This is a genomic window from Marinobacter sp. ATCH36, from assembly GCF_023555055.1.
In the GTDB taxonomy this organism is placed as follows: Bacteria; Pseudomonadota; Gammaproteobacteria; order Pseudomonadales; family Oleiphilaceae; genus Marinobacter.
In genome coordinates this window covers 631,209-655,341 of sequence record NZ_JAMJPL010000002.1, presented here as the reverse complement: position 1 = coordinate 655,341, position 24,133 = coordinate 631,209, and the positions used below count along the sequence as shown (strand labels likewise).

Below are 24,133 nucleotides of genomic sequence, written 5' to 3'. Positions count from 1 at the left end.
TAGGGAGCGCGTAACGATGGGCGCGGTAGCCATTGAAAGGCCGACAAAGACAGCACGACTTAACAAACAGCGTGTCAGGGATAGTGTAGCTACGGCAGTCAGACTGTCGCAGCAGGTATTCGCAGCGCTTCAACAAAAGCATGTACTGATATCCATGGGATTGGTGATGCTTCTGGTGATGTCATCGCTGGGTGTTGTGGTCAGTGCCCACGAGAACCGGGAGCTGTTCAATACTCTGTCCCAGTTGCAGCAGCAGCGTGATAATTACCAGCGGGAGTGGAGCCAGCTTCTGCTGGAGCAAAGTGCGCTGAGTGCTCATGGACGGGTAGAGCAGTTGGCTGCTGAACGTTTTGACATGGTTGTACCTGGCAAACAGGACATCGTCCTGGTGCCATTGATGGCGCCACTTGTCGGGGCTCGCTAAACGAACATAACAAACCGTAAGGTGAAGACATTGTCCGATCAGGGAAAGACAGCAACATGGGGCCAGCGACTGGCTGCCGGGCTTGGAGCCTGGCGGTATGGCACCGTGCTGGGTGTGTTTCTCCTGGTGGTCGGTGCCCTGGCCTGGCGTCTGGTCGACCTGCACGTTGTGGATAACGAGTTCCTGCGAAAGCAGGGTGATGTCAGGACTATAAGGGTAGAAAGCATTGATGCCCACCGCGGGGTCGTCACCGACCGTCATGGTGAGTCGCTGGCGGTCAGCACGCCGGTTCAGACGATCTGGGCCAATCCGTCCGAGATCGATGCTGCAGAACCCGGGTTGACGAATGTCGCGCGGTTACTTGGTCTCAATGAGGCCAGGCTGCGGGAGCGCCTGCGGAAATATTCAGAACGGGAGTTTGTCTATCTGCGTCGCAAACTGCAGCCGGAGACCGCAAGGCAGGTGCTTTCCATGGGCATTCCCGGATTGTACAGCCGCCAGGAGTATCGCCGTTATTATCCGGCCGGAGAGGTGACCTCCCATGTTGTCGGTTTTACAAATATTGATGAAAGCGGTCAGGAAGGCATCGAACTGGCCTACAACCAGTGGTTGAGTGGCGAAAGCGGTCGCAAACGTGTGCTCAAGGACAATCGCGGCCGGGTGATCAAGGATCTGACCCTTATTCGTGATGCCAAACCCGGTCGCAACCTGTCTCTCAGCATTGACCTGCGGCTGCAATATCTGGCGTATCGCGAGCTCAAGGCAGTGGTGGGTGCGCACGGTGCCAGAGGTGGCACCTTGGTGATGCTGGATGTAGACACCGGCGAAGTGCTGGCCATGGTGAACCAGGGCTCTTATAACCCCAACGACCGCACCCAGCTCAGCCCTGACCGATTGCGAAACAAGGCGATTACCGATCTGTTTGAGCCCGGGTCGACGATGAAGCCGGTTTCCATGGCGGCGGCCCTGGAGTCAGGAAAATTCAAGGCATCAAGCACTATAGACACGGCGCCGGGTTTTCGGCGCTTTGGTCGTTTCACGATTCGTGATCACCGGAATTATGGCGTGATCAGCCTGACTGACGTGATTGCGAAGTCGAGCAACGTGGGTATCAGCAAGATTGCCACCGAGCTGGGTGGAGACACCATAAGAAATCTGTACGCCCGCCTGGGGCTGGGGCAACCCACGGGGATTGGCTTTCCCGGAGAGGCGGTTGGCGTGTTGCCTGCGCCACCGAAATGGAGGCCAGTTGAAGAGGCAACCCTGTCTTATGGCTACGGCATGAGCGTCAACGCTCTTCAATTAGCGCAGGCTTACATGGTGCTGGCCAATGGTGGTATTCGCTACCCGTTAAGCCTGTTGAAAACTGAGGAACGGCCGGTCGGGGAACGAGTTCTTTCTGAGGACGTCTCATTTCAGATCAGGGAAATGTTGCGGGAAGTGGTGGAAAACGGTACCGGAAAACGCGCTCAGCCGGGCTTTTACTCCGCCGGGGGCAAAACCGGAACCGTTCACCTGGTCGGCAAGGGTGGATATGAAGACAGTCAGTACAAGGCAATATTTGCCGGTATGGCTCCAATCGACAATCCGAGAATTGTCACAGTGGTGGCTGTTGATGCTCCCCAGTCTGGAGAATATTACGGTGGCGAAGTTGCGGCACCGGTATTTGCCAGGGTGATGGGAGACGCGTTACGGCTGCTGAACGTAAAGCCGGAACTGGAGCTTGGCGAGGCGAAAGAGCCGCGTCGGGCTTCCGGGGAGCGGGGTTAGGGTTATGTGTATTACATCGCTCAGCACATTGTTGCAGGGGATAGCACCAGTGCCATCGGTGTTTGATGTCACAATTCACGGCCTGAAAACCGACAGCCGGGAGGTCAGAGCCGGCGATGCGTTTATTGCTCTGGCTGGCGCCCGAACGCCCGCGGACCATTACATAGAGCATGCCATCGGCGCTGGCGCCACCGTTATCCTGCTTGAGACAACACAAGCAGACGAAGAGTGCCACGAACATGAAGGTGTGCTGATTGTACCGGTGACAGATTTGCGGCCCCAACTCGGTAAGATCGCAGACCGGTTCTTCGAACACCCATCCCAGCGATTGCGGCTGATAGGCGTGACCGGCACCAATGGCAAAACTTCGGTCAGTCACTACATAGCGACGCTGTTGCAGGAAACCGGCACCCCCTGTGGGGTGATAGGCACAGTTGGTTACGGCATGCCCGGTTCACTGCAGCAGGGGTCGCACACGACACCGGATGTTGTTCAGGTCAATCGCGTTCTGTCGAAGATTATTGCCCAGGGTGGGCGCGCAGCGGCGATGGAGGTGTCTTCTCACGCTCTGGACCAGGGGCGCATTGATAACCTGACGATGACTGGAGCGGTGTTTACCAACCTCACCAGGGATCATCTTGATTATCATGGATCCATGGAGGCCTATGGTGCTGCAAAAGCGCGCCTGTTCGAGCGTGAGGAATTGCATTTCGCCGTGGTCAACTTTGATGACCCATTCGGCCGGCAGTTGTATGAACAGCTTGAGGGCAAGTGCGACCGTGTCCGTTACAGTCTGCACGAAGCCCAGACTGAGCTCTGGCTGACAGAGTTCTCGCCGTCCATTGACGGGTTTCATGCCAGTGTCGACGGTTTATGGGGCCGATTCACGATTTCTGCGCCGGTACTGGGCAGCTTCAATGTCAGCAACATTCTGGCGGCCATGGCAGCAGTTCTCAGCCTCGGTGTTCCGGTGGAGCGGGTGCAGCGCGCGGTCGAGCGCCTGTCACCGCCACCGGGGCGACTGGAGCCATTTGCCGGCGCAAACGGTGTCCGTGTGGTTGTGGATTACGCCCATACTCCCGATGCCCTGAACAGCGCCCTGGCAGCATTGCGCCCTCACGTGAGTGGCCGCCTGTTCTGTGTCTTCGGCTGCGGTGGGGACCGCGACACCGGCAAGCGCCCGGAGATGGCGCGGGAAGCGGAACAGGCAGCCGACGTGGTTATCGTGACGGATGACAATCCCCGCAACGAGGCCCCGGACATTATTACGGCGGATATCGTGGCCGGGTTCGTTCACCCGGACCGGGTTGCAGTTATCCACGATCGCGCCGAGGCCATTCGTCAGGCTATTCACTCAGCGGTGGAAGGGGACATTGTTCTGATTGCCGGTAAGGGACATGAAGCCTGGCAGGAAATGGCCGGGCAGCGGATTCCGTTCAGCGATGCCGAGCAGGTAAGGCACGCGCTGTCACTGAACGGAGGTGTCGCATGATGCAGGCGTTTGCCTTGACCGAGGCATTGAACTGGGTTGGCGGCACAGGAGCTGGAGGCAGTCTTGAAGGGTTGGTGTTCCGTGGCGTCTCCACCGATACGCGGAAAATAGCCCGGGGCGACCTGTTTGTAGCGCTGAGGGGTGAGCACTTTGATGGGCATGACTATCTGGATGTTGCCGAAAAGGCAGGCGCCGTGGCTGCAGTGGTGGATAAGGCAAGCCCGGATCTGGCGCTTCCGCAGATCCTGGTGCCAGACACTGTAGAAGCGCTGGCAAAACTGGCGGCGGGGAATCGTAACGCCAGTCCGGCGCGGTTTGTAGCCATTACCGGCAGCAGTGGCAAAACCACAGTGCGGGAAATGGTTGCCGCAATTCTCTCGCGTGTTGGCAACACCCTGGCTACCGAAGGCAACCTCAATAACCATATCGGTGTTCCCCTGACTCTGTTCCGACTCGCTCCCGAACATGAGTTCGGGGCTATTGAGCTTGGTGCCAGCGGACTGAATGAGATTTCTCACACAGTAAACATCGTGCGCCCGGATGTATCAATGCTTACCAATGCGGGGCAGGCCCATCTTGAGGGTTTCGGTGGCTACGACAATATCGTACTTGCCAAGGGTGAAATCATCGATGGTGTCGTCGAATCGGGCCTCGTCGTGCTGAACCGGGATGACCCTGCGTTTGAGCAATGGCAACGGCGAGCCGGTGAGCGCCGGGTTGTTGGTGTCAGCATGAAGGCCAGTGCCGGTGGAGACTATTTTTCCGAAGCTTTCCGCGATGACGGCACTTCGCAGAATTTCCGCGCCTGTGGCCCTGACGGCTGGTTCTGTGATGTGAGTCTGCCGTTGCACGGTGAACACAATATAACCAATGCATTGCTGGCGCTTGCAGCAGCGCGTGAACTGGGTGCCAGCGACGAAGCGGTCCAGCAAGGGCTGGCGTCAGTGCAACCGGTAAAGGGTCGCCTGCAGATTCTTGAGCTGTCGCCCGGGTTAACGATCATCGACGACAGCTACAACGCCAACCCTTCGTCGATAAAGGCAGCACTCGGTGTGTTGGCATCGCGTCCCGGCAATCGTGTTGTGGTGCTGGGAGCCATGGCGGAGCTGGGGCCGGATAGCCTGGCGCTGCATCGTGAGGTGGGTGAGTTTGCCAAAGCCCTGGGCGTCGAGCGCTTGCTGGTCGTGGGTAATGGTTGTGAAGGGTACGTTGAAGGGTTCGGAGATGCCGCTGAGGTGTGTGCGACCCATGACGACGCGGTGCGTCGTCTGTTGGAGGGGCCTGCCGATTCGCAGACGGTGCTGGTCAAGGGTTCTCGCAGTTCCGCCATGGATAGCGTGGTGGAGGGAATAAAAGAAAAGGTGGGTAACACATGCTGCTCTGGCTGACAGAGGCTCTTTCACATTACTTCTCAGCGCTGACGGTTTTCCAGTACCTGACAGTACGGGGGATTTTCGGGGTGCTGACCGCATTGCTGATTTCCCTGCTCATTGGGCCGTTCATGATTCGCAAACTGAGCCAGTACCAGATTGGTCAGGCGGTGCGTGATGACGGACCTCAGACACATCTGAGTAAAGCAGGTACGCCAACCATGGGCGGTGCGCTTATTCTGGTGGCTGTGGCCGTCAGCTCCCTGCTTTGGGCCGACCTGAGCAACCGCTACGTCTGGGTTGCGATTCTGGTTACGTTGTTATTCGGTGCCATCGGCTGGGTCGATGATTATCGCAAGGTGGTTGAGCGCAATCCCCGCGGTTTGCCGGGCCGCTGGAAATATTTCTGGCAGTCGGTGATTGGTGCCACAGCAGCCGTGGCACTATTCATGAGTTCCTCGCTGCCCCAGGAGACCTCGCTTTATGTGCCCTTCCTGAAGGATGTGTCGCTGACGCTGGGACCGGTTCTGTTCATCCTGCTGAGTTATTTTGTGATTGTTGGTAGCAGTAACGCGGTCAACCTCACCGACGGACTTGATGGCCTCGCGATTATGCCAACGGTGATGGTTGCCGCGGCCCTGGGCATCTTTGCTTATGTCTCCGGCCATGCGCAGTTTGCCGACTATCTATTGATACCCCACCTGCCGGGCACCGGCGAACTGATCGTTTTCTGCGGTGCATTGGTGGGCGCGGGGCTGGGTTTCCTGTGGTTCAACACCTATCCCGCTCAGGTATTCATGGGGGATGTGGGTGCCCTGGCCCTTGGCGCAGCGTTGGGCGTTGTGGCAGTCATCGTCCGGCAGGAAATTGTGCTTTTTATCATGGGTGGTGTGTTCGTGATGGAGACCATCTCGGTGATTCTGCAGGTGGCGTCTTTCAGGCTGACCGGCCGGCGGATATTCCGCATGGCGCCATTGCACCACCATTTTGAACTGAAAGGCTGGCCCGAGCCGCGCGTAATTGTGCGCTTCTGGGTCGTTACCGTTGTACTTGTACTGGTTGGCCTTGCCAGCCTGAAACTGAGATAGGGAAGCAGAGCACCATGGGTGTCATCGTTTCAGATCGTCGTACGCTGGTCGTAGGGCTCGGTCAAACCGGGCTCTCCTGCGTGCGCTATCTGTGCGAAAAAGGCCGCGATGTTGCCGTGGCTGACAGTCGTACTTCGCCTCCCGGCCTGGAGCAACTTACCGCCGGTTGGCCAGGGCTACCCGTGTATCTGGGTGATTTCGATCCAGAGGTATTTGCCGGCTTCAACGAACTGGTAGTCAGCCCCGGTATCAGCATTGCAGAACCTGCTATCCGCCATGCAGCGGAGCAGGGTGCCGTGATCCGTGGTGACATCGATCTGTTTGCAGAAGCGGCGGACGCACCGATCGTTGCCATTACCGGCTCCAACGGCAAAACCACGGTGACTTCCCTGGTGGGGGAAATGGCCAAAGCAGCGGGTCGTCGCGTGGAAGTGGGCGGCAATATCGGTACGCCTGCGTTGGACCTGCTTGGTCGCGGTGCCGATCTCTACGTCCTGGAGCTATCAAGCTTTCAACTTGAGACAACCCGTGAGCTCAATGCCCTGGCTGCGACAGTCCTCAACGTCAGCGATGACCACATGGACCGTTACCCCACCAAGATGGCCTATTTCCAGGCCAAGCAGCGGATTTTCAACGGCTGCAAGAATGCGGTTGTGAACCTGGATGATGCACTGAGTACACCCATGGCGAGGGACAGCCTCCGTTTCCTGTGTTTCGGGTTTCACCGGGTCAACCCGGATACCTTCAGCACCCGGGATGACGATGAGGGAACCTGGATTACTTTCGGCTTCGATAACCTGTTGTTGGCCAATGAGTTGGGCCTGATGGGTCGTCATAACATCAGTAATGTGATGGCTGCGCTGGCACTGGGACATGCGGCGGGACTGCCAATGGCTGTGATGCTGGAGACCGCAAGGAATTTCAGGGGGCTGCCGCACCGCTGCGAGTTCATCCGTCGGGTTGATGACGTGGATTACATCAATGACTCCAAGGGTACCAACGTGGGTGCGACTGTGGCCGCCATCGAAAGCCTGGTACCAGCCGACGGGAAAGTCGTTCTTATCGCCGGTGGCGAAGGCAAGGGTGCGGATTTCTCACCGCTGGCAGGGCCGATTTTAGCCCATTGTCGGGCTGCAGTTCTGATTGGCGCCGATGCCGGGCTGATTGCCTCTGCACTCGGTGATCAGGTTGACGTTGTTAACGTCGCCAGCATGGAGGATGCGGTCCACAAGGCAGCAGATCTGGCAGAGCCGGGAGACAGGGTGCTGTTATCTCCGGCCTGTGCCAGTTTCGACATGTTCCGCGATTACAAGGATCGCGGAGACAGTTTTCGTAAACAGGTGGAGGGGCTTTGATGAACGCTGATCTGTCGCTCTCTGGCCATCAAAGCCTGTTCCGCGATCTGCGCCCGTTGCCGTTGCTGATCATCAGCTCTGCGGCACTGTTGGTGATGGGCATTGTCATGATTTCATCCGCATCCATGGACATGGCAGCGGAAACCATGGGTAACAGTTACCACTATGTGATCCGGCAGCTTATCTTTGCCGGCATCGGTTGTGTGTTCGCTCTGATTGCGGTCAATGTTCCGATCTCCTGGTGGGAGCGCAGTGGCTGGCTGCTGCTGGGAATCGGGCTGCTATCTCTTTTGCTGGTTCTGACGCCACTGGGGCGCACGGTTAATGGCTCCACCCGCTGGATCTCCTTCGGCCTCTTTAATGTTCAGGTTTCAGAGATCGCAAAACTGTGCCTGATTGCCTATCTGGCAGGGTACGTGGTTCGTCGGCGGGAAGAGCTTCTGAATACCTGGGCAGGGTTTCTCAAGCCCCTTGGTGTTCTTGGTATTGCGTCTGTTCTTCTGGTTATCGAACCTGATTTCGGGGCCACGGTAGTACTCTTGGCAGCGGCTGCCGGCATGATCTTTCTGAGTGGGGTTCGCCTGAGCCGCTTTATGCCTCTGATTGGTGTGCTGGTCGTCATGGGTGCAGTACTGGTGTTCACACAGCCCTACCGGTTGAAGCGGGTTGTCAGTTATCTCGATCCCTGGAAGGACCAGTTTGATACCGGCTACCAGCTCACCCAGTCGTTGATAGCTTTTGGCCGTGGCGAATGGGCCGGAACGGGGCTTGGCAACTCGGTGCAGAAACTGTTTTACCTGCCAGAGGCTCATACCGATTTTATCTTCGCAATCATTGCCGAGGAGTTTGGATTACTCGGGTCGCTTATCGTGCTGGGTCTTTTCACCATTCTGGTGGTCACAGGATTCGTGATTGCCAGAAGGGCAGAAAAGGCTGGGATGCCATTCGCGGCGTGTTTCTCCTATGGCATCACGCTGCTGATCGGTTTGCAGGCCGGTATCAACATGTCCGTCAGTACCGGACTGCTGCCAACCAAGGGCCTGACACTGCCCCTGGTGAGCTATGGCGGTTCGAGCCTGATGATTACCGCGGTCTGTATTGGTGTATTGGCGCGGGTGGAAATGGAGCGTATCGACCGCGAAAAAGTGGCCGGTGACAAAGCCCGTAAGCCGGCGGCCAGGGGAGGTGCGGTTTATGACTGATAAACGGCGCTTTCTGATAATGGCCGGCGGTACCGGTGGCCACGTATTTCCGGCCCTGGCAACAGCAAGGAAGCTTCAGGAAAAGGGCCATGACGTTTTCTGGCTTGGCTCCCGGGGCGGCATGGAGGAGCGGTTGATAAGCGAAACCGACATACCCCTGTCGTTGATCCAGATTTCAGGCCTGCGGGGCAAGGGTCGGCTGGCGTTGTTGATGGCGCCATTCAGACTGATGCGGGCACTGGGTCAGGCTTTTACCGTTGTCCGGGGCATCCGCCCCCACTGCGTGATCGGAATGGGTGGGTTCGTGACTGGTCCCGGTGGTGTCGCAGCCTGGTTGACCAAAGCGCCCCTGGTCATCCATGAGCAGAATGCGATCGCGGGCATGACCAACAGGATTCTGGTGCGCTTTGCCACTACGGTGTTGGAAGCCTTTCCCGGTAGCTTCGGTGCGGATGTGGTTACCCGGTGTACCGGTAACCCGGTGAGGCAGGATCTGGCGGCACTCCCGGAACCGGAACAGCGGATGTCGGGCCGCGCCGGGGCGATCAGAGTGCTGGTGGTGGGAGGCAGCCTTGGTGCACAGGTCTTTAATCGCACGGTGCCCGCAGCCCTGGCGACGATGCCTGAATCCGAGCGCCCGACGGTGCGACACCAGTGTGGCGAGAAGAATGTCGAGGAAGCCCGGGAAGCGTACGGCGAACACAGCGTAGAAGCCTCTGTTGAACCCTTTATCAAAGATATGGCTGAGGCCTATGGCTGGGCGGATATTGTGTTGTGCCGGGCCGGCGCCTTGACGGTTTCAGAGTTGTGCGTTGCTGGTATCGGTGCAGTTCTGGTGCCTTTTCCCCATGCCGTGGACGACCATCAGACCAGGAACGCCCAGCAAATGGTCGAAGCCAAAGGCGCGATTCTGATTCCACAACCAAAGCTGACGGCGGATCTGTTGGCGGAAACCCTAACGGACCTTGGAAAGGATCGCAGCCGGATTATCGATATGGCGAAGGCCGCAAAGATGCTGGCCCGCCCTGATGCAACGGAGAGAGTCGTGAATTACTGTCTGGAGGCCGCCAATGGCTGAGCCCACTAACCCCCCGCTGGTCTATCAGGTGCCTGAGATGCGCCGTATCCGCAACATCCACTTTGTGGGGATTGGCGGTGCAGGCATGAGCGGTATCGCCGAAGTGCTGAAGAACCAGGGCTATGACGTTTCCGGTTCTGATATCCGTGAAGGCGCGGTGACTGATCGCCTGACTGCCATGGGCATCGAGGTTTTCATCGGGCATCGTGAACAGAACAGCGCCAAGGCGGACGTGGTGGTGGTTTCCTCAGCTGTGACGGGAGAAAACCCGGAAGTTACCTCTGCCCGCAGCAGGCGGGTACCGATCGTACCCCGGGCTGAAATGCTGGCGGAGATCATGCGTTATCGCCATGGCATTGCCGTGGCCGGGACCCACGGTAAAACCACGACGACCAGCCTGATCGCCTCAGTTCTGGCCGAAGCAGGCCTGGACCCTACGTTTGTGATCGGCGGCAAGCTTAACAGTGCCGGCACGAATGCACAGTTGGGCGGGTCCCGTTATCTGGTGGCAGAAGCCGATGAAAGTGATGCGTCGTTCCTGCACCTGACTCCGGTGATTTCGGTTGTCACCAATATTGAAGCCGACCATATGGATACCTATGGCGGCGACGTCGGGCGCCTGAAACAGACCTTTGTGGACTTCCTCCATAACCTGCCGTTCTACGGCGTTGCAGTGATGTGCGTGGATGACGATTACGTGCAGGAAATCATTCCCAGAATTTCCCGCGCCATCATTACCTACGGCATCGACAACCCGGAGGCGGATTACCGTGCTGAGAACATTCAGTCCGATGGGCTCCGAACCCGCTTTGTTGTTCGTCGCCCCGGGGGACGAAGTGACCTGGCCGTGGAACTGAAAATGCCCGGGCGTCACAACGTACTCAATGCCCTGGCCTCCATTGCGGTGGCCACGGATGAAGGCGTGGACGATGGCGCTATCTGTCGTGGTCTTGCGGGGTTTGCCGGTGTTGGTCGCCGCTTCCAGGTCTACGGCGATTACAAGACACGCAAGGGCACTATTACGCTGATCGACGACTATGGCCACCATCCCACGGAAGTCGAGGCGGTTATTCGCGCAGCCCATGACGCCTGGCCGGATCGCAGGCTGGTGATGTTGTACCAGCCCCACCGTTATACCCGGACCCGGGATCTTTACGAGGATTTCGTGCGGGTGTTGTCGGAAGTGGATGGTCTGCTGTTGATGGAGGTCTACTCCGCAGGTGAGCCTGCCATTACCGGTGCGGACAGCCGCGCGCTGTGTCGCAGTATTCGCCAGCGCGGCAACGTTGAACCGGTTTTCGTCGAAGACAACGGCGAGATTGAAGCCTTGCTCGCCAATAACCTGCGCGATGGCGACCTGCTGATTACGCAGGGGGCGGGGGATATCGGTGGTGTTGCGGCTCGTCTGGCGGCGGCAGGAGTGATTGCCGATGAGTGAATTGAATAAGGTGGATACCCAGGGCTATCAGGCCGATCCGGCAATGCTGAAAGCATTCGGGCGTGTCGCCGTCTTTATGGGCGGGGACTCTGCTGAGCGAGAGGTTTCTTTGAAAAGCGGCCAGGCGGTGCTGTCTGCCCTGCTGTCCGCGGGTGTCGACGCCTACCCGGTGGATGTTCGTGGCTGCCTGCTCAAAACCGTGGAAGACCCTCAGTTTGACCGGGTATTCATCGCATTGCACGGCCGCGGCGGAGAGGACGGCACCATTCAGGCAATCCTTTCCCAGGCGGGTATTCCCTACACAGGCAGCGAGCTCCTGGCCTCGGCACTGGCCATGGACAAGCTGCGGACCAAATACGTTTTTGAAGGCTGCGGCTTGCCAACACCGAAGTTTCACGCCATGGGCTCGGTGTCCGAAGCCGACAACATTCTCCGGGAGCTGACCCTGCCGCTGAGTGTCAAACCGTCGCGGGAAGGCTCCAGCATCGGTATTCGCAAGGTGGCGAGCCGTCAGGAGTTGGTGGAAGCCTATGAACAGGCAGCGATACTGGATCCGCTGGTTCTGATTGAAGAGTGGGTTGAGGGACCAGAGTTTACGGTCAGCCTTTTGCAGGACCAGGCTTTGCCAGCCATAGGCCTGAGCACGGACCACGTGTTCTATGACTATGACGCCAAGTACCTGGCCGACGACACCCGTTACCAGATTCCTTGCGGGCTTGATCCGGACAGCGAACTGAAACTGCAACACCTGGCACTGGAAGCGTTCAGGGTTCTGGGCTGCCGCACCTGGGGGCGGGTCGACATCATGCAGGACCGGAAGGGTGACTTCTGGTTGCTGGAAGTTAACACAGTTCCGGGAATGACGGATCACAGCCTGGTACCCATGTCCGCCAAAGCGGCGGGAATCAGTTTCGAAGAGCTGGTGGTGCGGATTCTTACCGACACACTGGAGGCTGGCGATGCTTGAACGGCTGCTGATCCGGAGTCGGGCGGTCCCGTCTGACCCTCCCAGGCGCAAGGGAGCGACTTCCCTGGGGCCTGAGCGGGACCGGTTTGGTTTGCTGAAAGCGGTTCTGGCTTCTGCGCCCTGGGGACAGGTAATGATGGGCGCGCTCATTGTGCTGCTGGCAGCGATGGTGCCCTGGGGGACCAGCCAGGTGCTCAGTGCCATGGATCGTCAGGTAATGGGTATTGATGTGACCGGAACCCTGGTGGGCGAAAACAGAACGGATCTGGAACGCAGTGCAGGTAAATGGATCGGGCGGAGCTTTTTTGCCACCGACCTATCGGACATCAAGGACAGTCTGGAGCAAAGGCCATGGGTGGAGTCGGCAGCGGTCAAGCGGGTCTGGCCAGACCGGCTACAGGTAGAAGTTCGCGAGAAGAAGCCGCTGGCCTACTGGAACAGCGACCAGCTGGTGAGCCGTAATGGCGAGCTGTTTACCCCGGGCAATCCGGAAGTGGCCGGAAAACTGCCACGTCTTGCCGGGCCGGACGAGCGAGTCAAAGAAGTGATCAGCATGGCACGTGGTATGGCAGATACGCTGTCGGGACATAACCTCGGATTTGCAGGATTGACCCTGGAACAGCGGGGTGCCTGGACACTGACTATGGCCAATGGCATTGAAGTGGTTCTCGGCAGGGATCAGGTGGAGGAGCGCTTCGAACGGTTTATTACGGTTTATCAGGAACGGCTGGCTGCACGTGCGGATGAGGTCAGCCGGGTGGATGCCCGCTACAGCAATGGCGTAGCGGTTCAGTGGAAGCCGGTGGAAACGGCATCCCGGTCAAAATCATAGCAACGCTAAATTCAGACCTACGGTTTGGTGGAATACATGTCATCGGTTGAAACGGAAAACATGATTGTCGGCCTCGATATCGGAACCTCGAAAGTGGTTGCGATTGTCGGCAAGCGAAAAATGGACGGCACCATTGAAGTGGTGGGTATCGGTTCCAACCCGTCCCGCGGGCTCAAGCGTGGTGTGGTGGTCAATATCGAGACCACTGTCCAGGCGATACAGCGTGCGGTGGAGGAAGCGGAGCTGATGGCCGGCTGCCGGATCCATTCGGTGTATGCAGGCATTGCCGGCAGCCACATCAAGAGCCTGAACTCCCATGGCATTGTGGCTATCCGTGACCGTGAGGTTACCCAGGCGGATATCGACCGGGTGATTGATGCGGCGCAGGCCGTGGCTATTCCGGCGGACCAGAAGATTCTCCATATTCTGCCTCAGGAGTTCGTGATTGACAGCCAGGAGGGCATCAAGGAGCCCATGGGCATGTCCGGTGTGCGCCTGGAGGCGAAGGTGCATCTGGTGACCTGTGCGGTAAACGCTGCCCAGAACATCGAGAAGTGTGTGAAACGCTGTGGCTTGGAAGTGGATGACATCATCCTTGAGCAACTGGCATCCAGCCACGCCATCCTCACCGAGGATGAGAAAGAGCTGGGTGTGTGCGTGGTCGATATTGGTGGCGGCACGACGGATATTGCGGTATTCACCGGCGGCGCTATACGCCATACGGCGGTAATACCCATTGCCGGTGATCAGGTTACCAACGACATTGCCATGGCGCTGCGCACACCGACCCAGAATGCCGAGGAAATCAAGATCAAGTATGCCTGTGCCCTGACGCAGCTGGCCGGGGCGGATGAAACCATCAAGGTGCCCAGCGTGGGCGACCGGGCGCCGCGGGATCTCTCCCGCCAGGCCCTCGCCGAGGTGGTGGAACCCCGCTACGAAGAGCTGTTCACCCTGGTGCAGTCAGAACTGCGCCGTTCGGGATTTGAAGACATGATCCCGGCCGGCATTGTGATTACCGGCGGTTCCTCAACCATGGAAGGCGTGGTGGAACTGGCCGAGGAGATCTTCCACATGCCGGTAAGGCTGGCCTGTCCGCAGGCGGTTTCCGGCATGACGGAAGTGGTCAATAACCCAATCTACGCCACGGGCGTGGGGTTGTTGATTCATGGCTTCCGCCAGATGGACTTGGGGCGGGCGCCCGCGCTTAAGGGTGAAGATGCACCCACGCTGTTTGAGCGTATGAAAGCCTGGTTCACCGGTCATTTCTGACGGCGGGCCGGGAGAAGAATTACACGAAGGTATCTCGAAAATCATAATCTCGAAAAATCAGTCTGGAAAAGGCTGATAAACAGCACGAAGGAGTAGGGGAATGTTTGAACTCGTCGATAATGTCCAGCAGAACGCTGTCATTAAAGTAGTGGGTGTTGGCGGTGGTGGCGGCAATGCCGTACGTCACATGCTCAACAGTGATATCGAAGGTGTGGAGTTTATCTGCGCCAATACCGACGCCCAGGCCCTGACGGACCTGGACGCACGACAGATCATCCAGCTTGGCGGCAATATCACCAAGGGCCTGGGTGCCGGAGCCAATCCGGAAGTGGGACGCCAGTCCGCCCTGGAAGACCGCGATCGCATCGCTGAGGCCCTGAAAGGTGCCGATATGGTGTTCATTACCGCCGGTATGGGTGGCGGAACCGGTACCGGTGCGGCTCCTGTAGTCGCAGAAGTGGCCCGTGAACTGGGCATTCTGACCGTTGCTGTTGTCACCAAGCCGTTCATGTTTGAAGGCGGCAAGCGCATGAGCGTGGCAGACGAGGGGCTCAAGGAACTTGAAGAAACGGTCGACTCCCTGATCACCATTCCCAACGAGAAGCTGTTGGCGGTGATGGGCAAGAAGACCAGCCTGCTCGACGCTTTTGCGTCGGCGAACGACGTTTTGCTGGGTGCGGTCCAGGGCATCGCCGACCTGATTACCCGCAACGGCATGATCAACGTCGACTTTGCCGACGTGAAAACCGTCATGTCGGAAATGGGCAACGCGATGATGGGTACCGCACGTGCCACTGGTGAGAACCGGGCCCGCGAAGCCGCTGAAGCCGCTATACGCAGCCCGCTGCTGGAAGATATCAACCTGCAGGGCGCCAAGGGTATCCTGGTCAACATCACCGCGGGTATGGACCTCAACCTGGGCGAATTCTCCGAGGTTGGCGATATTGTGCGCGAATTTGCATCCGATTCCGCCACGGTCGTCGTAGGTACGGTCATCGATCCGGAAATGACCGACGAACTCAAGGTAACGGTGGTTGCAACCGGCCTGGGTGGCGATCGCGAAAAACCCACCAAGGTAGTGGACAACACCCGCAGCCTTGACGGCACAACGGATTACAACCAACTTGATCGACCGGCAGTGCTGCGACGCAGGGCGGTAGCCCATGGCAATGTGGCGATTGATCAGAGCAAGGATCGCGAAGAGCAGGGAGTCGACTATCTCGATATTCCCGCATTCCTTCGTCGTCAGGCTGACTGATAATCTGTTACACGGGCGTTCAAATGTGGAACCATTTTCGCTGATTGACGTGTGCTGATTACCAGTCCGGCCATGCGCCGGCAAGCCAGTCGCGGAATTACGAAGCGTTACGATTGGTTAAATGGTATTCAGTTTTACTTTCTGGTATTCTCCGGGCAGATTTTTGCCTCGACTATATCGCATTTATGTGACGGAAATATGTACCGATGATCAGACAACGGACACTCAAAAACACCATCCGCGCCACTGGTGTCGGCCTTCACTCAGGTGAAAAGGTTTACCTGACCCTGAAGCCGGCACCCGTGGACTCGGGCATCGTTTTCCGCCGTACCGATCTCGACCCTGTGGTCGACATCCGTGCCTGTGCGGAAAACGTCGGTGAGACCATGCTTTCCACGACACTGCTTAAAGACGGTGTCCGGGTTGCAACAGTAGAGCATTTGTTGTCAGCCATGGCTGGTCTCGGGATTGATAACTGCTTCGTCGAACTGAGCGCGGCGGAAGTGCCCATCATGGACGGTTCTGCCGGTCCTTTTGTGTTTCTTCTGCAATCTGCCGGCATTGCCGAGCAGGACGCGGCTAAGCGATTCATCCGCATCAAGCGTGAAGTAACGGTTGAAGAAGGTGACAAAAAAGCGACCCTGCTGCCATTCGAAGGCTTCAAGGTCAGTTTTGGCATCGACTTCGATCACCCTGTATTCAAGGGGCGCGCCCAGACTGCAACCGTTGACTTCTCCAGCACGTCTTTCGTGAAAGAAGTCAGCCGCGCACGGACTTTCGGGTTCATGCGTGACATTGAAAAGCTGCGCGCCATGAACCTGGCGCTGGGCGGAAGTGTGGATAACGCTATCGTTGTTGATGACTACAAAATTCTCAACGAAGACGGGCTGCGCTACGACGATGAATTCGTCAAGCACAAGCTGCTGGATGCCATCGGTGACCTCTACCAGTTGGGCAATAGTCTGATTGGCGAGTTCCGCGGTATCAAATCCGGCCATGACCTGAACAACAAGCTGCTGCGTAAGCTCAGGGCGGAAGAGGATGCCTGGGAAGTGGTGACCTTCGATGATGAGGCCGCTGCTCCGATATCCTATATGAAACCCGTGCTGGCGGCGGGCTGAGGCAGGACGCCTTAATCCCGGACGTGGCTTGCGAGTTTTTCGAGAACCTCGCGCAATTGTTTGTCCTTCGTGTGCCCGGCTTCCTCTTTGAGGAGCCGGGCATTTTCGTTACTAAGGGGTGTCATCCTGTTTTCTGGCCGCTCGCTGAACCTTGGCGGGACAACCTTCACTTTCAGTTTCCAGACAAAACGGAAAAGTTCCTGCTTGCGCAGTTGCTCCATGATCTCTTGCTGACGAAACCGGATCTGGCTGGCGGTCGTGGCTGTTGCGGCGGACAGTATCAGTTCACCTTCCTTGCAGCTGACAAAGCGGGTGCCCTTGGCAAGGCTCTCAGGCAGTGCCGTTAAAACCATCTGTTCGGCCCGGGCATGATGTTGGGCCTTTGCCATCAGATCCCGCAATGCCGAGGCTCTGGAGAAACTGTCCGGGGTCAATTCGAGGTCGGTTTTCTTTTTCATGGCAGTCAGTAACTCTCGACGACAACAGTAACAATTGGTTACACTTCGGCACGGTTAATAGGCAGAGCCTGTATTACACTCGTTTTACATTGCTTGATGCGTGTATGTCTACGAGTGGCTGCCATTTTATTGATTGTAGTCGTTGCGATGGATGACGCGACCGATTTCAGGCGCGGTCAGAACATTCGGGATGCAACACTACAGGATCAGGTGGCATCCCCATGAAACCAGAAGACGATATGAATATTATCCTCGTTGGCAAACGCCATGGGAAATCCCGTTCAGTTTCGATAAATGCTCCGGTTGCAGCTGGCCTGGCCTTTCTCGTAATCGCACTGCTGGCGCTGGCAGGCTGGTCCGGTTATCAGGTGGCCATCGGGCAGGTCGAAGCGACCGAACCCGAAGAGTCGGAGCTGGTGGCCGAATGGCGTTCAAAGCTGACTGAACAGAAAGAAGAACTCGCGCAGCTGGAGCAGAACGTAATGCAGCAGGTGGATGCCCTTACACTTCGTCTCGGCGAAATGCAGGGGCGTTTGCTTCGTCTTGATGCTCTCGGGCAGCGCTTTGTTGAGTCCGGTCTTGTGGCCAGCGATGAGTTTGACTTTGATCAGCCGGCGGCGGTAGGTGGTCCCGAAGACAGTCTGGATGGCGACTCCTACACGGCTCCGGAGCTCACCGCCATGATTGATCAGCTGGCAAAGCGTATTGAAGACCGTGAGCAACAGCTCCGCATGTTGGACATGGTCACCTCCCGCCAGAAACTGGAAGACGAGCTCTTCGTTCAGGGCCGCCCGATTACCTGGGGGTGGCTGTCATCCAAGTATGGCTATCGATCCGACCCTTTTACCGGTAAACGTACCTGGCATGCCGGAGTGGATCTGGCCGGTAAGGAAGGCAGCGATATCATTTCAGTTGCCGGCGGCGTGGTTACCTATGCCGATGAACGGTATGGTTATGGCAACCTGGTGGAAGTTGATCATGGTGATGGCCTGCTGACCCGTTACGCCCATGCCAAGACGATCAAGGTTAACGTGGGGGACGTCGTCCAGAAGGGCCAGGTCCTGGCGCTGATGGGGAGTACGGGTCGTTCCACTGGCCCTCATGTGCATTTTGAGGTCATTCGAAACGGCAAGTCCGAGAACCCGGAAACCTATATCAAGCGAGCCAGCCGCTAAGCGGTTTGTCAGGTGCCAGAACCGGCGCCTGACTCCCTCCAGTTGGCCCCCGGCCGGCACCCTTTTTTCAATCTTTTCAGCGTTGTGACAGGCTTCTGTGAGGCCTGACTTTTGTACTGCTGCGAAATAAGGTTAGAATGCCGGCTTCCTCCGTTTAATCAAAGAAGCAGTGGTCTATGTTCACAAAGCTTGCAACCAAGATGTTCGGCAGTAAGAACGCCAGAGAAATCAAGCGAATGCGCAAAACCGTGTCGCGCATTAATGAACTTGAAGAGCAGTATGGCAATTTGTCGGACACCGAGTTGCAGGGCAAGACTGCGGAATTCCGCCGTCGCTATGAAGAAGGCGAAAGCCTCGACGCACTGCTTCCGGAAGCCTTTGCCACCACCCGGGAAGCCAGCCGGCGGGTAATGGGCATGCGCCACTATGATGTGCAGATGGTCGGCGGTGTTACGCTGCACGAGGGTCGGATTTCCGAGATGAAAACCGGTGAAGGTAAAACCCTTGTGGCGACATTGGCGGTTTACCTGAATGCACTGACCGGAAAAGGTGTTCACCTGGTGACGGTGAACGACTATCTGGCTCGCCGGGACGCCGAGTGGATGGGTAAACTGTATCGTTTTCTCGGGCTCCAGGTGGGCGTGGTAGCCGCCGGACAGCCACAGGAAGAAAAGCGGGCTGCCTATCAGGCCGACATTACCTACGGTACCAACAACGAGTTCGGCTTCGATTATCTGCGCGATAACATGGCCTTCAGCACTGAAGACAAAGTGCAGCGCGGGTTGCACTTCGCCATCGTGGACGAAGTGGACTCCATCCTGATAGATGAGGCCCGTACACCTCTGATCATATCGGGTGCAGCGGAAGACAGCTCGAAACTTTACCTGGCCATCAACGAACTGGTGCCAAGACTGGAGCAGGGCGAAGTCAGCGAAGAGGAAGCTGAACCAAGCGGCGACTTCACCATCGATGAGAAATCCCGTCAGGTGGAGCTGACCGAAAGCGGTCATGAAAGGGTGGAAGAACTGTTACTCGAGCGGGGCCTCCTGAAGGAAGGCGAGAGTCTTTATTCCGCTGCCAATCTCAGCCTGTTGCACCACATCCATTCAGCCCTCAGGGCGCACCACCTGTTCCAGAAAGACGTGGACTATATCGTTCAGGGTGACCAGGTGGTTATCGTGGATGAGCATACCGGCCGCACCATGCCGGGCCGCCGCTGGAGTGAAGGTTTGCACCAGGCGATCGAGGCCAAGGAAGGTGTCCGTATCCAGGCTGAAAGCCAGACTCTGGCCTCCACCACCTTCCAGAACTATTTCCGTCTTTACGAAAAACTCGCGGGCATGACGGGTACCGCTGATACGGAAGCCTTCGAATTCCGCCAGATTTACGGTCTGGATGTTGTGGTGATTCCGCCCAATAAACCGATTCAGCGGACCGACTATAACGACCTGATTTACCTGACCCAGGACGAAAAGTTCCACGCCATCATTGATGAGATCAAGGACGTAACAACGGAAGGCAGGCCAATTCTCGTGGGTACGGCCTCTATCGAGGCATCCGAGCTCTTGTCCATGCTACTCAAGAAGGCGCGGATTGATCACAAGATCCTCAACGCCAAACAACACGAAAGCGAAGCCCAGATCATTGCCCAGGCCGGTCGCCCGGGTGCGGTCACCATTGCCACCAACATGGCGGGCCGTGGTACCGACATCGTGCTGGGTGGCAACTGGGAATTTGAAGTGGCGGGTATGGAAAACCCCACCGAGGAAGAAGTTGCCCGTATCAAGGCCGAGTGGACCGAGCGTCACAATCAGGTGCTGGAGGCCGGTGGTCTGCACATCATCGGTACCGAGCGGCATGAGTCCCGACGTATCGACAATCAGCTTCGTGGTCGCGCCGGTCGTCAGGGCGATCCGGGCTCGTCACGTTTCTTCCTGTCCCTGGAAGACAACCTGATGCGGATCTTCGCTCCGGATCGGGTGAAGAGCCTGATGCAGGCCATGGGCATGAAGAAAGGGGAGGCCATCGAACACCGCATGGTCACCAACGCGATCGAGAAGTCCCAGCGCAAGGTGGAAGGCCGCAACTTTGACATGCGGAAAACCCTGCTGGAGTACGATGACGTTGCCAATGACCAGCGCACGGTCATTTACGACCAGCGTAACGAGGTGATGTCCTCGGAGGACATATCCGACATGGTCAAGACCATCCGCGAGGACGTGGTCGACTCGTTGATCAGCGAATTTATCCCACCGCAAAGCATGCCTGAGCAGTGGGATGTGCCAGGACTTGAAAGCCAGCTGCAGTCCGAATTGGCTATTAATCTTCCCGTTCAGAAGTGGCTGGATGAAGACAGCAAACTGTTCGAGGAAAATCTCCGGCAGCGGATTCTGGACGAGATTGTCGCGGCCTATGAGGCCAAGGAAGAGATCGCCGGTTCCGAACCGATGCGCAAGTTCGAGAAACAGGTATTCCTCCAGGTACTCGATACCTTGTGGAAGGAGCATCTGTCGAACATGGATCATCTGCGCCGTGGTATTCACCTGCGTGGTTATGCCCAGAAGAACCCGAAGCAGGAGTACAAGCGCGAGGCGTTCAACCTGTTTGAAAGCATGCTGGAAACCATGAAGCGCGATGTGGTGCGGGTGCTTTCACACGTTCGCGTGCAGAGCCGTGAAGAAATGGAAGAAGTGGAGCGTCGCCGCAAGGAGGAGTTGGAGCGAGAACTTGCCCAGGCTCGCCTGCGTCATGACGAAACCAGTGCCACTGGTCAGAAGCAGGACGACAGTGCCGGCGCTACCGGCGCGCAGCCCCAGGGCACGCCGGAAACGTTCGTTCGACAGGACCGGAAAGTGGGCCGCAACGAGCCTTGTCCGTGTGGGTCTGGCAAGAAATACAAGCAGTGTTGCGGAAAGGTCAGCTGATTTACGGTACTGGCCAGTAGAATAACGACCCGCACCCTGATCCAGTCAGGCTGCGGGTTTTTCGTTTGGTAGCTGTTGATGAAAGGAGAACAAAGATGGCAGTTGGTCCAGGAACCTTGCCGACATTTTTCCCGGTTGCCGGCGTCAAGCTGGGCATCGGTAGTGCGGGCATCAAAAAATCCGGGAAAAAAGATCTGGTGGTCATTGAGTTGGCCGAAGGCAGCCGTGTGGCGGGTATCTTTACCCGAAACCAGTTCTGCGCGGCTCCGGTTCACATCACCCGCGCCCATCTTGCCAGCAGCGCACCACGCTACCTGTTGATTAACACCGGCAATGCCAACGCGGGCACCGGCGAGCAGGGTATGAAAGATGCGCAGGCCTGTTGCCAGGCGCTGGCGGATCATGCCGGTGTGGCTGCTGAGGCCATACTGCCGTTCTCCACCGGCGTTATTGGTGAGCCACTGCCAGTGGACAAGATTGTCGCCGGTCTGCCGCAAACGCTGAAGAATGTTTCCGAGGCCCACTGGGCAGAAGCGGCTTCCGGTATCATGACCACGGATACCCGGCCGAAAGGGGCGACACGTCAGGTCCAGCTGGATGGGCACACGGTCTCGATTTCCGGTATCAGCAAGGGTGCCGGCATGATCCGTCCCAACATGGCAACCATGCTGGGTTTCATCGCCACCGATGCGAAGATTGCCCCGGAATTGTTGTCGTCACTGGCTTCGGAGCTCGGGGAAAAGTCCTTCAACCGGATCACCATCGACGGCGATACCTCCACCAACGATGCCTGCATGCTGATTGCCAGCGGACAATACGATGGGCCGGAGATCACTACCGACAGCCCCTGCCTTCCTGAGCTCAGGGCAGCGTTACAGGAAGTGTTCCTGGAGCTGGCCCATGCGATTGTTCGCGATGGAGAAGGCGCCACCAAGTTTGTGACCATCGAGGTCAGCCGGGCGCGTTCGATTCAGGAGGCCCTGGACGTTGCCTACACCGTTGCCCACTCGCCCCTGGTCAAGACAGCCCTGTTTGCTTCCGACCCCAACTGGGGCCGGATCCTGGCGGCGGTAGGCCGTGCCGGCGTGGACGGGCTCGATCTGAATGCCCTGGAAATCTGGCTGGGGGATGTCTGCCTGGTGCGCAATGGCGGCCGAGCCCTGGATTACAGTGAATCCCGGGGACAGGCCGTGATGGATGGCGAGGAAATAACCATTCACATAGACCTCAGGCGTGGGGATGTCATGGAGCGGGTGTGGACCTGCGATTTCTCCCATGACTACGTCACCATCAATGCCGAGTATCGTACCTGATTATGACCGCTGTTCGGGAAATACACGTGGCGGTGGGCGTTATCCTCCGCAAGGGCAAAGTACTGATTGCCCGTCGTCCGGACCACGTTCACCAGGGTGGACTGCTTGAGTTTCCCGGTGGCAAGGTTGAGGCCGGTGAAACCGTTCAACAGGCCCTGGTCAGGGAGATCCGCGAAGAAACCGGGTTGCGGATTGCCCCGGGCTCCCTCGAGCCTGTTATCGAGGTTCGTCATGACTACGGTGACAAGCGGGTGTTTCTGGATGTCTGGGAAACCTCATCGGCCGAAGGTGACCCTGAAGGCCGCGAAGGGCAGGAGGTGCACTGGCTTGATGTCAGTGAGCTGGTCGATGCCGACTTTCCCGCTGCTAACCGGCCCATCATCCGGGCCCTGCGCCTTCCCCGCCAATACGCCATTACCGGTGGTGCTTCCGGGCCAGGGGCTTATCTCCGGCAGCTGGAGCAGGGACTCCTGGCGGCGAAACCCGGCCTGTGCCTGCTCCGGGCACCGGATTTGAGTGGCAATGCCTACACAGAGCTTGCTGCCCGCTCACTGGACGCCTGCAGCGCCAATGGTGTGAAGCTGATGCTGCACGGTGAGCCATCCCTGCTTGAACGCTTCCCCCAGGCTTGCGGAGTGCACCTTCCGTGGCGTGAAGCCAGGCAGCATCTTGCCCGGCCTGTCCCCGAGGATCATCTGCTGGCGGTTTCCTGTCACAATGAGCACGAAGTTGCCCACGCCTTACGGTTGCAGGCAGATTTCATTACCCTTGGTGCGGTGAAACCTACCGCCTCCCATCCTGGTTCGCCCGGGCTGGGTTGGAACCGATTCCAGGAACTGGTGGCAGACGCCATGGTTCCTGTTTACGCTCTCGGAGGCCTGTCGTTGCCGGACCTTGCTGAAGCTCGCAATGCCGGTGCCCAGGGAATTGCCGGCATCGGTTTCTGGTGGCCAGGCAGCTGATATGGATCAGGCTGCAGAGCGTGTGCCCTCTGGTATGATGGAGACAACTCCACTCACTCGATATCCCCTGGAGAAGTTTGTGAGCAAACTGACGCATCTTGATGAAAAAGGCGCCGCACGGATGGTGGACGTGACGTCCAAGGCGGTCACGGAACGAGAGGCCAGAGCGGAAGCACTGATCAGGATGGCGCCTGAAACCCTTGCAATGATAGTGGAAGGGCAGCATCCCAAGGGTGACGTGTTGGCAGTCGCACGGGTGGCTGGGATTATGGCGGCCAAGAAAACCCACGACCTGATCCCGCTGTGCCACGCACTGAATCTCACATCGGTAAAAGTGGAGCTGACACCGGGTGACGATGGTGCTTCGGTGCATATCGCCACGCTGTGCAAACTTTCGGGGCAGACCGGGGTCGAAATGGAAGCATTGACGGCTGCCAGCGTGGCCGCGCTGACTCTCTATGACATGTGCAAAGCGGTTGATCGCGGCATGGTGGTGGACAATGTTCGCCTGCTGGAGAAAAAGGGCGGCCGCAGTGGCCATTGGTCTGCTTCTGACTCCGCTTCGTAAGAGCTTTATACATCAGCCTTACCGGAGGAATGAGCGTGCAGAGACTACGCCAGGACGGTGGCCACG

20 protein-coding genes are annotated in these 24,133 nt (G+C 57.8%); 19 read left to right on the top strand and 1 reads right to left on the bottom strand.

All coding sequences use genetic code 11. From position 1 onward, the window contains the following. Positions 1-16: 16 nt before the first annotated feature. The 14 genes from ftsL (at position 17) to lpxC (ending at position 16,667) form a co-directional block, all read left to right on the top strand. Complete coding sequence (gene ftsL / locus M8010_RS10800; RefSeq protein ID WP_250091099.1) at positions 17-424, top strand: cell division protein FtsL; 408 nt, start codon at positions 17-19, stop codon at positions 422-424. A 30-nt stretch (positions 425-454) separates the two neighbouring features. After that, positions 455-2,194: a peptidoglycan D,D-transpeptidase FtsI family protein gene (locus M8010_RS10795; protein ID WP_250091097.1), complete on the top strand. Its 1,740-nt coding sequence runs from the start codon at positions 455-457 to the stop codon at positions 2,192-2,194. A gap of 4 nt (positions 2,195-2,198) precedes the next feature. After that, positions 2,199-3,686, top strand: coding sequence for a UDP-N-acetylmuramoyl-L-alanyl-D-glutamate--2,6-diaminopimelate ligase (locus M8010_RS10790; RefSeq protein ID WP_250091096.1), 1,488 nt, complete (start codon positions 2,199-2,201; stop codon positions 3,684-3,686). Next, complete coding sequence (locus M8010_RS10785; protein ID WP_250091094.1) at positions 3,683-5,074, top strand: UDP-N-acetylmuramoyl-tripeptide--D-alanyl-D-alanine ligase; 1,392 nt, start codon at positions 3,683-3,685, stop codon at positions 5,072-5,074. The genes M8010_RS10790 and M8010_RS10785 overlap by 4 nt, the downstream gene beginning before the upstream one ends. Further along, the gene (mraY, locus tag M8010_RS10780; RefSeq protein ID WP_250091093.1) at positions 5,059-6,144 is read left to right on the top strand and encodes a phospho-N-acetylmuramoyl-pentapeptide-transferase; all 1,086 of its coding nucleotides are present in this window, start codon (positions 5,059-5,061) and stop codon (positions 6,142-6,144) included. The genes M8010_RS10785 and mraY overlap by 16 nt, the downstream gene beginning before the upstream one ends. A gap of 14 nt (positions 6,145-6,158) precedes the next feature. Continuing rightward, positions 6,159-7,499 carry a UDP-N-acetylmuramoyl-L-alanine--D-glutamate ligase gene (gene murD / locus M8010_RS10775; protein WP_250091091.1) on the top strand — a complete coding sequence of 447 codons (1,341 nt, stop codon included), beginning with the start codon at positions 6,159-6,161 and terminating at the stop codon, positions 7,497-7,499. Then, positions 7,499-8,701, top strand: coding sequence for a putative lipid II flippase FtsW (gene ftsW, locus M8010_RS10770; protein WP_250091089.1), 1,203 nt, complete (start codon positions 7,499-7,501; stop codon positions 8,699-8,701). The genes murD and ftsW overlap by 1 nt, the downstream gene beginning before the upstream one ends. Then, positions 8,694-9,779, top strand: a complete 1,086-nt coding sequence (murG, locus tag M8010_RS10765; protein WP_250091088.1) for an undecaprenyldiphospho-muramoylpentapeptide beta-N-acetylglucosaminyltransferase — start codon at positions 8,694-8,696, stop codon at positions 9,777-9,779. The genes ftsW and murG overlap by 8 nt, the downstream gene beginning before the upstream one ends. Further along, entirely contained in the window at positions 9,772-11,217 is a 1,446-nt protein-coding gene (gene murC, locus M8010_RS10760; RefSeq protein WP_250091086.1) for a UDP-N-acetylmuramate--L-alanine ligase, read from the top strand. The genes murG and murC overlap by 8 nt, the downstream gene beginning before the upstream one ends. Beyond that, complete coding sequence (locus M8010_RS10755; protein WP_284048050.1) at positions 11,210-12,184, top strand: D-alanine--D-alanine ligase; 975 nt, start codon at positions 11,210-11,212, stop codon at positions 12,182-12,184. The genes murC and M8010_RS10755 overlap by 8 nt, the downstream gene beginning before the upstream one ends. Further along, the gene (locus M8010_RS10750) at positions 12,177-13,016 is read left to right on the top strand and encodes a cell division protein FtsQ/DivIB (RefSeq protein ID WP_250091085.1); all 840 of its coding nucleotides are present in this window, start codon (positions 12,177-12,179) and stop codon (positions 13,014-13,016) included. The genes M8010_RS10755 and M8010_RS10750 overlap by 8 nt, the downstream gene beginning before the upstream one ends. A gap of 36 nt (positions 13,017-13,052) precedes the next feature. Next, entirely contained in the window at positions 13,053-14,288 is a 1,236-nt protein-coding gene (ftsA, locus tag M8010_RS10745) for a cell division protein FtsA (protein WP_250091083.1), read from the top strand. A 100-nt stretch (positions 14,289-14,388) separates the two neighbouring features. Continuing rightward, the gene (ftsZ, locus tag M8010_RS10740) at positions 14,389-15,546 is read left to right on the top strand and encodes a cell division protein FtsZ (RefSeq protein ID WP_250091081.1); all 1,158 of its coding nucleotides are present in this window, start codon (positions 14,389-14,391) and stop codon (positions 15,544-15,546) included. 206 nt (positions 15,547-15,752) lie between these two features. Further along, complete coding sequence (lpxC, locus tag M8010_RS10735) at positions 15,753-16,667, top strand: UDP-3-O-acyl-N-acetylglucosamine deacetylase (RefSeq protein WP_250091080.1); 915 nt, start codon at positions 15,753-15,755, stop codon at positions 16,665-16,667. 11 nt (positions 16,668-16,678) lie between these two features. Here lpxC and M8010_RS10730 read toward each other — a convergent pair whose 3' ends face one another. Further along, the gene (locus M8010_RS10730; protein WP_250091079.1) at positions 16,679-17,125 is read right to left on the bottom strand and encodes a DciA family protein; all 447 of its coding nucleotides are present in this window, start codon (positions 17,123-17,125) and stop codon (positions 16,679-16,681) included. Between the two features lie 221 nt (positions 17,126-17,346). On the opposite strand from M8010_RS10730, the gene M8010_RS10725 reads away from it, so the two are divergent. The 5 genes from M8010_RS10725 to moaC all read left to right on the top strand — a co-directional run bounded on the left by M8010_RS10725 (position 17,347) and on the right by moaC (position 24,067). Beyond that, a complete protein-coding gene (locus M8010_RS10725) occupies positions 17,347-18,300 on the top strand; it encodes a M23 family metallopeptidase (RefSeq protein ID WP_250091077.1) in 954 nt (317 codons plus the stop codon). 176 nt (positions 18,301-18,476) lie between these two features. Further along, positions 18,477-21,224, top strand: coding sequence for a preprotein translocase subunit SecA (secA, locus tag M8010_RS10720; protein ID WP_250091076.1), 2,748 nt, complete (start codon positions 18,477-18,479; stop codon positions 21,222-21,224). 95 nt (positions 21,225-21,319) lie between these two features. After that, positions 21,320-22,537, top strand: a complete 1,218-nt coding sequence (argJ, locus tag M8010_RS10715) for a bifunctional glutamate N-acetyltransferase/amino-acid acetyltransferase ArgJ (protein WP_250091074.1) — start codon at positions 21,320-21,322, stop codon at positions 22,535-22,537. 2 nt (positions 22,538-22,539) lie between these two features. Beyond that, a complete protein-coding gene (locus M8010_RS10710) occupies positions 22,540-23,499 on the top strand; it encodes a Nudix family hydrolase (RefSeq protein ID WP_250091073.1) in 960 nt (319 codons plus the stop codon). Positions 23,500-23,578: 79 nt separating this feature from the next. Further along, the gene (gene moaC, locus M8010_RS10705) at positions 23,579-24,067 is read left to right on the top strand and encodes a cyclic pyranopterin monophosphate synthase MoaC (protein WP_250091072.1); all 489 of its coding nucleotides are present in this window, start codon (positions 23,579-23,581) and stop codon (positions 24,065-24,067) included. Positions 24,068-24,133 lie beyond the last annotated feature (66 nt).

Bases quoted from the DNA above. Each gene is read 5' to 3' on its own strand.
- mraY (WP_250091093.1), top strand. From the start codon at position 5,059: ATGCTGCTCTGGCTGACAGAGGCTCTTTCACATTACTTCTCAGCGCTG.
- ftsL (WP_250091099.1), top strand. From the start codon at position 17: ATGGGCGCGGTAGCCATTGAAAGGCCGACAAAGACAGCACGACTTAAC.
- lpxC (WP_250091080.1), top strand. From the start codon at position 15,753: ATGATCAGACAACGGACACTCAAAAACACCATCCGCGCCACTGGTGTC.
- secA (WP_250091076.1), top strand. From the start codon at position 18,477: ATGTTCACAAAGCTTGCAACCAAGATGTTCGGCAGTAAGAACGCCAGA.
- ftsA (WP_250091083.1), top strand. From the start codon at position 13,053: ATGTCATCGGTTGAAACGGAAAACATGATTGTCGGCCTCGATATCGGA.
- ftsZ (WP_250091081.1), top strand. From the start codon at position 14,389: ATGTTTGAACTCGTCGATAATGTCCAGCAGAACGCTGTCATTAAAGTA.
- M8010_RS10750 (WP_250091085.1), top strand. From the start codon at position 12,177: ATGCTTGAACGGCTGCTGATCCGGAGTCGGGCGGTCCCGTCTGACCCT.
- M8010_RS10710 (WP_250091073.1), top strand. From the start codon at position 22,540: ATGACCGCTGTTCGGGAAATACACGTGGCGGTGGGCGTTATCCTCCGC.
- M8010_RS10785 (WP_250091094.1), top strand. From the start codon at position 3,683: ATGATGCAGGCGTTTGCCTTGACCGAGGCATTGAACTGGGTTGGCGGC.
- murD (WP_250091091.1), top strand. From the start codon at position 6,159: ATGGGTGTCATCGTTTCAGATCGTCGTACGCTGGTCGTAGGGCTCGGT.
- M8010_RS10730 (WP_250091079.1), bottom strand. From the start codon at position 17,125: ATGAAAAAGAAAACCGACCTCGAATTGACCCCGGACAGTTTCTCCAGA.
- M8010_RS10790 (WP_250091096.1), top strand. From the start codon at position 2,199: ATGTGTATTACATCGCTCAGCACATTGTTGCAGGGGATAGCACCAGTG.
- murG (WP_250091088.1), top strand. From the start codon at position 8,694: ATGACTGATAAACGGCGCTTTCTGATAATGGCCGGCGGTACCGGTGGC.
- M8010_RS10755 (WP_284048050.1), top strand. From the start codon at position 11,210: ATGAGTGAATTGAATAAGGTGGATACCCAGGGCTATCAGGCCGATCCG.
- M8010_RS10725 (WP_250091077.1), top strand. From the start codon at position 17,347: ATGAAACCAGAAGACGATATGAATATTATCCTCGTTGGCAAACGCCAT.
- argJ (WP_250091074.1), top strand. From the start codon at position 21,320: ATGGCAGTTGGTCCAGGAACCTTGCCGACATTTTTCCCGGTTGCCGGC.
- ftsW (WP_250091089.1), top strand. From the start codon at position 7,499: ATGAACGCTGATCTGTCGCTCTCTGGCCATCAAAGCCTGTTCCGCGAT.
- murC (WP_250091086.1), top strand. From the start codon at position 9,772: ATGGCTGAGCCCACTAACCCCCCGCTGGTCTATCAGGTGCCTGAGATG.